This window comes from Protofrankia symbiont of Coriaria myrtifolia, assembly GCF_900634755.1.
GTDB classification, from domain to species: domain Bacteria; phylum Actinomycetota; class Actinomycetes; order Frankiales; family Frankiaceae; genus Protofrankia; species Protofrankia coriariae.
This window is the reverse complement of the sequence record NZ_CAAAFS010000298.1, coordinates 1-10811: the sequence shown is the minus strand read 5'-3', so window position 1 is coordinate 10811 and position 10811 is coordinate 1. Positions and strand designations below refer to the sequence as shown.

The following is a 10811-nucleotide window of genomic DNA, read 5'->3' as shown; positions in this document are numbered from 1 at the left end:
TCTACTAGTGACGTCCATGGCGATCATCGGAGTGTGCTTTCGGCGACTGGCCAACCACCGTAGACTCGCCAGTACTGCCGATCCGACCGGGCGGAGGGTGGCCTATGCAGTCCACTGACCCGACGGTGTCCGCAGGCAGCCCGCCTCCGGAGGGAGTGGGTGCGGCGCTCGCGACCGCCCGCGTCAGACAGGGCCTGTCGATCTCGGACATCAGCGAGCGGACCCGTGTGCGCGCCGCGCTGATCGAGCAGATAGAGGTTGACGATTTCACCAGCTGTGGTGGTTCGGTGTATGCGCGTGGCCACATCCGCAGCATCGCCCGCACCCTGGGGATCGATCCCGCGCCGCTGATCTCCGAGTTCGACCGGCGGCACGGCCGGCCGACCGGGCCGCAGCCGCTCCCGTCGCGGCCGGCCGATCCGTTGATCTCGCACGGGGCGGTAGCCCGTCGGGGGTTCCCCTGGGCACCCGCGGTGATCGTTGCGCTGGTAGCGGTCTGTGTCCTGGCCGCTCTCGCCGTCTTCGTCCCGGACGACTCCGGCGGTGCACTGCGCGACCCAACCGATGTTCGGGCGGCCGCCACGGTCCCGCCGGCGACGCCGGGAGCCGGCGCGTCCGCCGCACCCGTGCGGTCCGCGACGCCCGCGCCGAGCGGGGTGAACGTCGAGGTGGCGGTACGGGACGAGCCGAGCTGGCTGGAGATGCGGGACGAGGCACAGCGGGTCCTGTTGCAGCAGCTCCTGCAGCCCGGCGACAGCCGGCTGGTGAAGGCGGCCCGTTCCATGGAGATCAAAATCGGCAACGCTGGATCGGTGGCGGTCTCCTGCAACGGGCGGGATCTGGGACTGGGGGGCAGCCCCGGCCAGGTCCTCACCGTACGTGTGGGTCTGGGTGTGTCGGGAGACTGTGCCATTGGTAACCCGGCATCCCGGTAGCCTGACGTCGTGCCCGATCGTCCCGTTCGCCGTGTCGCGCTGATCACACTGGGCTGTGCCCGCAACGACGTGGACTCCGAGGAGCTCGCGGCGCGGCTCGGGGGGGACGGCTGGGCCGTGGTCGACGATCCGGTCACCGCCGACGCCGTGGTGGTCAACACCTGCGGTTTCGTCGACGTCGCCAAGAAGGACTCGATCGACACACTGCTCGCCGCCGCCGATCTGCGCGACGCCGCCACGGACGCCGGGGGCCCGAAGGCCGTGGTCGCGGTCGGCTGCCTGGCCGAGCGGTATGGGCGACAGCTCGCCGACAGCCTGCCGGAGGCCGACGCAGTCCTCGGTTTCGACGCCTACCCGACGCTCGGCAGCCATCTGGACGCGGTGCTGCGTGGCGAGAAACCCGCGGCGCACACTCCGCGTGACCGGCGGACCCTGCTGCCGATCACACCGGTCGACCGCCAGGCGGAGCGGACGGAGCGGGCCGGGCCCGCCTCCGGCCCGCCGGTCCTGCGCCAACGCCTGCTCGGGGGACCTGTCGCGTCGTTGAAGATTTCCAGTGGTTGTGACCGGCGCTGCGCGTTCTGCGCGATCCCCACGTTCCGCGGGGCGCACGTCTCCCGGCCACCGCAGGACGTCCTCGCCGAGGCCGAGTGGCTCGCCGGCCAGGGCGTGCGGGAACTCGTCCTGGTCAGCGAGAACTCGACCTCCTACGGCAAGGACCTCGGGGACCTGCGGGCGCTGGAGAAACTGCTGCCCCAACTGGCCGCGATCGCCGGTGTGGTCCGGGTCAGAGCGGTGTACCTGCAGCCCGCCGAGGTACGCCCGTCCCTGCTGGAGACGGTGCTGACGACTCCGGGAGTCGCCCCCTACCTCGATCTGTCGTTCCAGCACGCCAGTCCGTCGGTGCTGCGGCGGATGCGCCGTTTCGGTGGCGCGGACGCCTTCCTCGATCTGCTGGCGCGGGCCCGCGCGCTGGCCCCGGACCTCGGCGCCCGCTCGAACGTGATCGTCGGCTTCCCGGGCGAGACCCGGGCGGACGTCGCGCTGCTGGAGCGCTTCCTCACCGACGCCGACCTCGACGCCGTCGGGGTCTTCGGATACTCCGACGAGGACGGGACCGAGGCGGCCACCCTGCCCGGCAAGGTCACGCCGGCCACGGTACGCCGGCGCCAGGCGCGCGTGACCGACCTGGTCGAGCAGTTGACCGCCGCCCGCGCGCAGCAGCGGCTCTCCTCGGTCGTAGAGGTCCTGGTGGAGGAGGTCGCCGGTGGGCTGGCACATGGACGGGCCGCGCACCAGCAGCCCGAGGTCGACGGAGCGTGCACGGTCCGCCTGCCGGCGGCCGAGGCCGCGCGGGTGCGGGTGGGCGATCTGGTGAGTGCGAAGGTGGTCGCGTCCGAAGGGGTGGACCTGGTCGCCGAGCTCCTCGACATCGTCGACCCTGTGACAGTCGACCCTGTGGTATGAGCGGGGCCGCCGTCAGCCGGCTGAATCTTGCCAACGCGCTCACCGTCGGGCGGGTCGCGCTCGTCCCGGTGTTCGTGGTGTTCATGTTCGCCGATGGGCAGGACGGTTCCGACTGGCGGGTGGCGGCGTTCGCCGTCTACGCGCTCGCGGCGGTCACCGACCAGGTCGACGGATATGTCGCCCGCAGCCGCGGGATCGTCACGGATTTCGGGATCATCCTCGATCCGATCGCGGACAAGGCTCTCACCGGCGCCGCGCTGCTGTCCCTGTCGCTGCTCGATGACCTACCGTGGCTGGTGACGGTGGTCGTCGCGGTCCGGGAGGTCGGGGTCACCCTGCTGCGGTTACGGATGATCCGCTACGGGGTGATGGCACCCAGCCGCGGGGGCAAGCTGAAGACCCTGCTGCTCAACTGCGCGATCGGTCTCTACGTGCTCCCGCTGGAAGGGACCGCCGCCTCCGCGCGGGCGGTCGTTCTCGCCGCCGGGGTGCTGGTGGCGGTGGTCACCGGTCTTGACTATGTGGGACGGGCGGTGGCCCTGCGACGGCAGGCGACGCGGCCGGTCCCCGCGATCTCCGAGGAGAGCGATGCGGGCTGAACTGCTGGCAGTGGGTGACGAGCTGCTGTTCGGGGACATCGTCAACGGCAACGCGGCGTGGCTCGGGCGGCAGCTTGCCGACGTGGGTGCGCGGCTGACGATGTCGACGGTGGTGGGCGACAACGTCGAAACGATCGCGGCCGGGATCCGGGCGGCGCTGGGCCGCGCGGACGCGGTCATCCTCACCGGCGGGCTCGGGCCGACCCAGGACGATCTGACCCGGGAGGGGATCGCCCTGGCGGCCGGCGTGGCCATGCGCCGGGATCCCTTCCTGGAGGCGTCCTTACGCCGCTGGTTCCAGGCGCTGCGGCGGGACGCGCCGGGCGGTACGGGCCGGGGGACGCCGGAGATGAACTACCGGCAGGCGGATCTTCCCGAGGGCGCCGAACCGCTGCCGAACGAGGTCGGCACCGCGCCCGGTATCCGCCTGGAGATAGCCGGTGAGGGCAGCGGCAGCGGCGGTGTGGTGTACGCGCTGCCTGGCGTCCCCAACGAGATGTACGCGATGTTCACCGGGTCGGTCCTGCCGGATCTGCTGCGCCGGGCGGGGGAGCCGGCGGTCGTGGTGCACCGGGTCCTGCGCACCGCCGGGATCTGGGAGTCGGTGGTGGCCCAGGCGCTGGCGGGGGAGGTCGAGCGGCTTGCCCCGGTCGGGAACCCGATGATCGCTTTTCTCGCCAGCGGCGGGCAGACCCGGGTGAGGATCAGCGCCCGCGCCACCGACCGGGCCGAGGCCCACCGGCTCATCGAGCCGGTGGAGAAGGCGGCCCGCGACGCGCTCGGGATCGCGCTCTACGGCGTCGACGACGATTCGCTGGAGGGGACCGTCCTGCGGCTGCTCGCCGAGCGCGGTGAGACGCTCGCCGTCGCCGAGTCGATGACCGGTGGGCTGCTCGCCGGCCGGCTCACCGACGTCGCCGGTGCCAGCGCGGTGCTGCGCGGCGGGGTGGTCTCCTATGCCACCGAGGCCAAGCGGGACGTGCTCGGGGTCGACCCGGAGGTGCTGGCGACGTCCGGCGCGGTGTCCCCGGAGACGGCGGCGGCGATGGCCGCGGGCGTACGGGACCTGCTGGGGGCGAGCAACGGGCTGGCGGTGACCGGGGTGGCCGGTCCCGACGAGCAGGAGGGCAAGCCGGTCGGGACCCTGCACATCGGTATGGTTGGTGCCTTCGGCACGCTGACGAGGTCCCTGCGCCTCCCTGGCGACCGTCGTACGAACCGTATCTATGCGGTCGTCCAGGCGTTGGACGCTCTTCGGCGTACCCTGACTGTTCATACTTGTTGACTGGGATGAACCGCCGGACGCGTGTTGCTTACATGGTTACAGTCGTATCAACGGCCAGCCATCACGGTGGACAGCAGGTATACGGTAAGGCCCAGCCCGAGGACGAAGGAGGAGGCACGATGGTCCTGCTCCGACGCATGCTCGGCGAGGCATTGCGCCGCCGCCGCCAGGATCAGCACCGGACCCTGCGTGAGGTGTCCTCCAACGCGAGAGTCTCGCTCGGATACCTCTCCGAGATCGAGCGGGGACAGAAGGAGGCCAGCTCCGAGCTGCTCGCGTCGATCTGCGACGCGCTCGGCGTCCGGCTCGCCGACCTGCTGCGTGAGGTGAGCGACGACCTGGAGCTCGCCGAGCTCGCGGCCGGCGGCCCGGCCCGGGTGGGCGCCCCGATGGCGGGGATGCCGCCGATGGCCGCCATGCAGCCTCCCGCCATGCAGTCCCGCGGCGGCGCGACCACCGCCGTGGTCGACCGCGCCGCCTGAGCCGACTGACGGCGGCGGTGGTGCCGTCTAGCCGACGTCCGTTTTAGTGGGCCGGGGGGCACCGATGTCCGGCTTGACGTGCGACGATCGGGGTATGGCGAACGTCGTCCGCAAGTTCTACCGCTATCTGTCCGCGTCGGCGAACCGGAAGCTGGACGAGAAGGCGGATCCGCGCGTCCAGATCGACCAGGCGATCACCGAGGCGCAGCGGCAGCACCAGGCGCTCGTGCAACAGGCTGCCGCGGTCGTCGGCAACCAGCGGCAGCTGGAGATGCGGATGGCGCGCCAGATCGAGGATGTCGAGAGCCTGACCGCCTCCGCACGCCAGGCCATCCTGCTCGCGGACGCGGCCAGCGCGAAGGGCGAGGAGGACGCGGCAGCCCGCTACGAGCAGACCGCGCAGGCGTTCGCCAGCCAGCTCGTCGCCGCGGAGAGCTCCCTTGACGACCTCAAGGCCCTGCACCAGCAGGCCGCGCTCTCCGCCGAGCAGGCCCGCCGCGCGGTGGAGGACAACACGCTGCGGCTGGAGGGGCAGCTCGCCGAACGGGCTCGGCTGCTGACCCAGATCGAGCACGCCGCCATGCAGGAGCAGATGGGCAAGGCGCTCGACGGCATGTCCCGGCTCACCCCGCCAGGCGACACCCCGACGCTGGGGCAGGTCCGGGACAAGGTCGAGCAGCGCTACGCGATCGCCCTGGGACGGCACGAACTGTCCTCGCAGGGGGTGGAGTCGCGGATGCTGGAGATTCGTCGGGCGTCGTTGGACGCGAAGGCGTCCAACCGTCTCGCCGAGATCCGCACGGCCCTGTCGGCCGGGCCGGCGGCGGGCGGATCCGACGGCACGCTGTCCCTGGACAAGGGACAGGCTGATCGGCCGGACGCCTGACGATGCTGCCGGCACGCGGGACGGGGCCGAGCAGCCGCCTGCCGGAGTGGCTGCGTGCCGATATCGAACGCCGGAACCTGCTGCGCGGCGAGCAGCGGCTGATCCGCGCCCAGGCCAGGCAGCGCCGCCGCGCGGCCGCATCCGCGCGGGCGTGGTCCGGGGTCGCGGTCCTCACCCCGGCGGTCGCGGTGCTCGACGGGACGTGGGGCTGGCTGGTCGTGGGCGTCGGCGCGCTCGTGCGGGCCGGTCTGTCCTGGCGTCAGGCGCGGGCGGCTCCGGCGCTGCCGGCGGCTCTGCCGCTGCCGACGGCGCCGCTGCCCTCGCGGCTGCGGCTACGGGGCTCGGCCGCCGCGGAGCCCCTGCACCGCGGCGAGGCGGCGGTGGTCGCGCTCGCCGCCATGCTGCGGTCGTTGCCGCCCGGGGCCGCCGCCGAGGCGGTCCGCGCGGCGATGGCGTCGGCCGCCCAGGTGGTCGATGGTCTGCGCGGCCAGGCCGCCCGGGTGCTGGCCTGTGAGTCGGCGGCGCGTACGGTCGTCGACCCAGGCCGTCGAGCGGAGATCACTACTACGATCAAGGGCCTGGTGAGTTCGATGACGACCGAGGCGGACGCCCTCGACGAGATGCTGGCCGCGGCCAGTGACCTGCTCGCCTCGACACCGTCGGCGCTGTTGCCGGCGGGGGCGGTGGCGGGGCGCGACGGTGAGCTCGAACGCGGGACCGCGGCCCTGCGCGGCTTCGCCGACGGCCTGCGCGAACTCATGCGGGATGGTTCAGGCCCGTAGCCGCAGGCCGCGCGGTGTAGGATGGAAGCCGGCGCGTTCCAGGGCCTGGCCGAGTTCGCTGGTGCGCAGTTCGCTGGTGAGCACGGCCTGGCCGTCGGCCCTCTCCACGGACAGCTGTCCCAGCCAGCCGTCCCGCACGGCGAGCGCGAGGGTGTCGACCGCCGGCTGCACCCGTTCGGGGTCGTCGGTCCAGGTCAGTAACGTCCGGCCGCCGCGTTCGACGTAGAGCACCAGTTCGCCGTCGACGAGCACGACGAGCGCACCCGGTGTGCGTCCCGGCCGGTGCCCCCCGCCGGGGGAGCCAGGGGCGTTGGCCGGCTGGGCCGCCGGCCAGGGCAGGGCGGCGCCGTAGGGGTTCGCCGGGTCGGTCGCGGCGAGCACGAGTGCGCCGGACGTCGCCGGCATCGCCCGCAGCCGGTCGACCGCACCGGGGACGGCGAACTGGGCCGCGCCGAGGGATTCCACGAAGTATCCACGTCTGCACTGTCCGTTGTCCTCGAAGGCGGACAGGGCGCGGTACACCCCGGCGAAACCGCCCGGGATCCCCTCGGCCGTGACCGTGCCGCGGGTGACGATCCCGTACCGGTCGAGCAGCATCTCGGCCTGCGCGTGGGCGTGCAGCGTCGGGTCGGCATCCCGTGCGGGCAGCAGTGACCAGCGGCCGGCCACCGTCGGCGGGCCGGTCCGCGACGGCATGCTCGGACGGGACATGCTCGGACGGGAGTAGCGCACCGGGCGCAGCCGGGGGCTGCGCCGAGCGGTCGGATGGCTGCCGCGGCGGGCGGCCAGCGAGGTCCGCAGCGGGGCGAGGCTGTCGTTGGTGACCAGGCCCGCCCACACCAGATCCCACAGTGCGGCCGCGAGCGCGGTGTCGTCGAGGCTGCCGACCCGGTCGGAGAGGGACCGGAAGAACAGGGCGGCCCCCGCGTCGAGGGCCTCGAGCACGGCGGCGTGCAGGGGGGTGCTCGCCGCGTCCGGGACGGGCGGTGGCAGCAGCAGGGGAGCGCTGTCGGCGAGGACCAGGGTCAGCCAGCCGTCGTTGCCGGGCAGCCCGCCCGCACCGGCCCACAGCACCTCACCGGACACGCACAGCTCGTCGAGCATCCCCGGCTGGTAGTCCGCCACCCGGGCGGGCAGGACGAGTTGCTCCCAGGCGCTGGCCGGCATCAGCGCGCCCTGCAGCTGCTCAACGGCCCGCACCACCGCGTCGACGCCGTGGCTGCCGTCCCGGCCGCGTGACAGCCCCTGCCAGGCGGGCAGGAAACGGGCAAGGGCCGTCACCGGGACGGGCTCGACGTCGCGGCGGGAGGCGGCGAGGCTGCGCCGGCGCAGTATCCGTAACACCGTGTCGTCACACCACTGCTCGCCGGTGCCGCCCGGGCGCAGTTCGCCGCGGACGAGCCGGCCGGTGGCGAGCATCCGCTCCAGGCCGGCGGTCACCACCGCCACCCCCAGCCCGAAGCGGTCGGCGACCGCCTCGGCGTCGAACGGGCCGTGCGTGCGCGCGTAGCGGGCGAGCAGGTCACCGAGCGGGTCGCGGACCGTTTCGGTGAAGGCCGTGGGTACCCCGACCGGCACCGGGATGCCGAGGGCGTCGCGCAGCCGGCCGGCGTCCTCGACGGCCACCCAGCGTTCCTCGCCGGCGATGCGTACCCGCAGCGCGCGGTGGGTGTCGGCGAGCTCGGCGAGGTGGGCCGGGGTTGCGCCGCGGGCCAGCGCCTCCGGTGTGCTGAGGTCGCCGACCAGGCGCAGCAGGTCGGCGACGTCCTCGACGTCACGCGCCCGCCGGTCGGGTGCCAGGCGCTGCAGTTCGGCCTCCACCTGGGCGAGCACGGCCGCGTCGATCAGCTCCCGCAGGTCGGCCTGGCCGAGCAGCTGGGTGAGCAGGGAGCTGTCCAGCGCGAGCAGTTGGGCCCGGCGTTCGGCCAGCGGGGTGTCCCCGTCGTACATGAACGCCGCGACGTAGCCGAACAGCATCGAGCGGGCGAACGGCGAGGGCGCCGCGGTCTCCACCTCGACGACGCGCAGCGTGCGGGCCGCGACCTGACGCATCAGCCCGGTCAGGGCGGGAACGTCGAAGACGTCCTGCAGACACTCCCGCATGGTCTCCAGCACCACGGGGAAGTCGTCGAAGCGGGCCGCCACCGCCAGCAGGTGGGCGCTGCGCTGCCGTTGCTGCCACAGCGGCGTCCGGCGGCCGGGGGTGCGCCGCGGCAGCAGCAGCGACCGGCCCGCGCACTCCCGGAACCGGCTCGCGAACAGCGCGCTGGTACCGACCTCGGCCCGCACGAGCGCGTCGATCTCGTCGGGGTCGAACACGACCACGTCGGCGGTGGGGGCGAGGTCGGCGTCCGGGATCCGCGCGACGACACCGTCGTCGGAGTGCATGATCTGCACCTCGACGCCGTAACGGTCGCGCAGCCGGGCGGCGATAGCCAGCGCCCACGGCGCGGTCACCGGGGCGCCGACGGGCGAGTGGACCGCCAGCCGCCAGTCGCCGAGCTCGTCCCGGAAGCGCTCGACGACGATCGTCCGGTCGTCCGGCAGATGGCCGGTGGCCGCCCGCTGGTCGGCGAGGTAGGTGAGCAGGTTGTCGGTGGCCCACCCGTCGAACCCGGCTGCCCGCAGGCGCTCGCGCGCCTGCCCGCTGTCGAGGCGGGCCAGCTCACGGGTGAAGGCGCCGATCTCGCGGCCGAGTTCCGCGGGACGCCCGAGCGTGTCACCGTGCCAGAACGGCAGCTTGCCCGGCCGGCCCGGCGCCGGGGCCACCAGCACCCGGTCGGGGGTGATCTCCTCGATCCGCCAGCTCGACGACCCGAGCAGGACGACGTCGCCGACCCGGGACTCGTAGACCATCTCCTCGTCCAGTTCGCCGACCCGGCTGGCCTTCTCACCCACCAGGAAGACCCCGAACAGGCCGCGGTCGGGGATGGTGCCGCCGCTGGTGACCGCCAGCCGCCCGCTGCCGGGCCGGGCGGTGAGGGTGCCGGTGACCCGGTCCCAGACCAGGCGGGGACGTAGCTCGGCGAAGTCGTCGCTGGGGTAGCGGCCCGCGAGCATGTCCAGGACCGCCTCCAGGGCGGGCGGCGGCAGCGTCGCGAACGAGGCCGCCCGGCGGACCAGCGCGGCGATGTCGTCGACCGGCCAGGGATCCATCGCGACCATCGCCACGATCTGCTGGGCGAGCACGTCCAGCGGGTTGCGCGGATACCGCAGCTGTTCGATCCCGCCGTCGCGCATCCGTTCGGCGACGACGGCGCACGACAGCAGGTCGCCGCGGTGCTTGGGCATGATCACCCCTCGGCTGGCGGCCCCGACCCGGTGCCCGGCGCGTCCCACCCGTTGCATGCCGGCGGCCACGCTCGGTGGCGACTCGACCTGGACGACGAGGTCGACGGCGCCCATGTCGATGCCGAGTTCCAGGCTGGAGGTGGCCACGACCGCGGGCAGTCGGCCGGCTTTGAGATCGTCCTCGATGAGCGCCCGCTGCTGTCGGCTGACGCTGCCGTGATGCGCCCGGGCCACCTCGAGGGACGGGTCCCGCATGCGCTGGGCGTACGCCTCGTTCAGCCGGGCGCACAGCCGTTCGGCCAGCCGGCGGGAGTTGGCGAACACGATGGTCGAGCGGTGCGCGAGGACGAGGTCGAGGATGCGTTCCTCCACGGCCGGCCAGATCGACGCGGCCGGGGTCGGGCCGGCGAGCTGGGTCATGTCCGGCACCGGCACGACCACGTCGATCCGCAGGGTCTTCCCCGTGGGTGGGCGGACCACCGTGACCGCGCGGGCGCCCCCGAGGAAGCGGGCGACCTCCTCGGTCGGGCGCGCCGTCGCCGACAGGCCCACCCGCTGGGCGGGAGTGTCCAGCAGCGCGTCGAGGCGTTCCAGGCTCAGGGCGAGGTGGGCGCCGCGCTTGGTGCCGGCCACGGCGTGCACCTCGTCCACGATGACCGTCTCCACCCCGCGCAGCGCCTCGCGCGCCTGGCTGGTCAGGATCAGGAACAGCGACTCGGGCGTGGTGATGAGCACGTCCGGGGGCAGCCGCCCGAACGTCCGTCGCTCGGCGGCGGGGGTGTCGCCGGAGCGGATGCCCACCCGCACGTCGGGCTCGGGCCGGCCCAGGCGCGCCGCGGTGGCCCGGATCCCGGCCAGCGGGGCCCGCAGGTTGCGTTCGACGTCCACGGCCAGGGCCTTGAGCGGGCTGACGTAGAGCACCCGGCAGCGCCGGGACGCGTCGGCCGGGGGACCGGCGCGGGCGATCCGGTCCAGCGACCACAGGAAGGCCGCGAGCGTCTTGCCCGAGCCGGTCGGGGCGACGACCAGGACGTCGTCCCCGTGGCTGATCGCCTCCCAGGCGCCGGCCTGCGCGGGGGTGGGC

At 73.6% G+C, this 10811-nt stretch carries 8 protein-coding genes; 7 read left to right on the top strand and 1 reads right to left on the bottom strand.

The window, feature by feature from the left end:
• The first annotated feature begins 104 nt into the window (after nt 1-104).
• The 7 genes from CM1CMNOD_RS16795 (at nt 105) to pspM (ending at nt 6436) form a co-directional block, all read left to right on the top strand.
• Nucleotides 105-935 (top strand): helix-turn-helix domain-containing protein, encoded by an 831-nt coding sequence (locus CM1CMNOD_RS16795; RefSeq protein ID WP_013874781.1) that lies wholly within the window; start codon nt 105-107, stop codon nt 933-935.
• A 9-nt stretch (nt 936-944) separates the two neighbouring features.
• Complete coding sequence (locus tag CM1CMNOD_RS16790) at nt 945-2402, top strand: MiaB/RimO family radical SAM methylthiotransferase (protein ID WP_013874780.1); 1458 nt, start codon at nt 945-947, stop codon at nt 2400-2402.
• Entirely contained in the window at nt 2399-3001 is a 603-nt protein-coding gene (locus tag CM1CMNOD_RS16785; RefSeq protein ID WP_013874779.1) for a CDP-alcohol phosphatidyltransferase family protein, read from the top strand. Before CM1CMNOD_RS16790 ends, CM1CMNOD_RS16785 begins: the two co-directional genes overlap by 4 nt.
• Nucleotides 2991-4286 carry a competence/damage-inducible protein A gene (locus tag CM1CMNOD_RS16780; RefSeq protein ID WP_013874778.1) on the top strand — a complete coding sequence of 432 codons (1296 nt, stop codon included), beginning with the start codon at nt 2991-2993 and terminating at the stop codon, nt 4284-4286. The genes CM1CMNOD_RS16785 and CM1CMNOD_RS16780 overlap by 11 nt, the downstream gene beginning before the upstream one ends.
• Nucleotides 4287-4405: 119 nt before the next feature.
• Nucleotides 4406-4768, top strand: coding sequence for a helix-turn-helix domain-containing protein (locus CM1CMNOD_RS16775; protein ID WP_013874777.1), 363 nt, complete (start codon nt 4406-4408; stop codon nt 4766-4768).
• Nucleotides 4769-4862: 94 nt separating this feature from the next.
• Nucleotides 4863-5654: a PspA/IM30 family protein gene (locus CM1CMNOD_RS16770; RefSeq protein WP_083828343.1), complete on the top strand. Its 792-nt coding sequence runs from the start codon at nt 4863-4865 to the stop codon at nt 5652-5654.
• A 2-nt stretch (nt 5655-5656) separates the two neighbouring features.
• Complete coding sequence (pspM, locus tag CM1CMNOD_RS16765) at nt 5657-6436, top strand: phage shock envelope stress response protein PspM (protein ID WP_013874775.1); 780 nt, start codon at nt 5657-5659, stop codon at nt 6434-6436.
• Here the strand turns inward: pspM and CM1CMNOD_RS16760 are convergent.
• A partial coding sequence (locus CM1CMNOD_RS16760; RefSeq protein ID WP_131774077.1) for an Lhr family helicase occupies nt 6425-10811 on the bottom strand: 4387 nt, incomplete at its 5' end. The genes pspM and CM1CMNOD_RS16760 overlap by 12 nt on opposite strands.

Excerpts from the sequence above, each read along its gene's own strand:
- CM1CMNOD_RS16795 (WP_013874781.1), top strand. The coding sequence starts at position 105 with ATGCAGTCCACTGACCCGACGGTGTCCGCAGGCAGCCCGCCTCCGGAG.
- CM1CMNOD_RS16770 (WP_083828343.1), top strand. The coding sequence starts at position 4,863 with ATGGCGAACGTCGTCCGCAAGTTCTACCGCTATCTGTCCGCGTCGGCG.
- pspM (WP_013874775.1), top strand. The coding sequence starts at position 5,657 with ATGCTGCCGGCACGCGGGACGGGGCCGAGCAGCCGCCTGCCGGAGTGG.
- CM1CMNOD_RS16780 (WP_013874778.1), top strand. The coding sequence starts at position 2,991 with ATGCGGGCTGAACTGCTGGCAGTGGGTGACGAGCTGCTGTTCGGGGAC.
- CM1CMNOD_RS16785 (WP_013874779.1), top strand. The coding sequence starts at position 2,399 with ATGAGCGGGGCCGCCGTCAGCCGGCTGAATCTTGCCAACGCGCTCACC.
- CM1CMNOD_RS16775 (WP_013874777.1), top strand. The coding sequence starts at position 4,406 with ATGGTCCTGCTCCGACGCATGCTCGGCGAGGCATTGCGCCGCCGCCGC.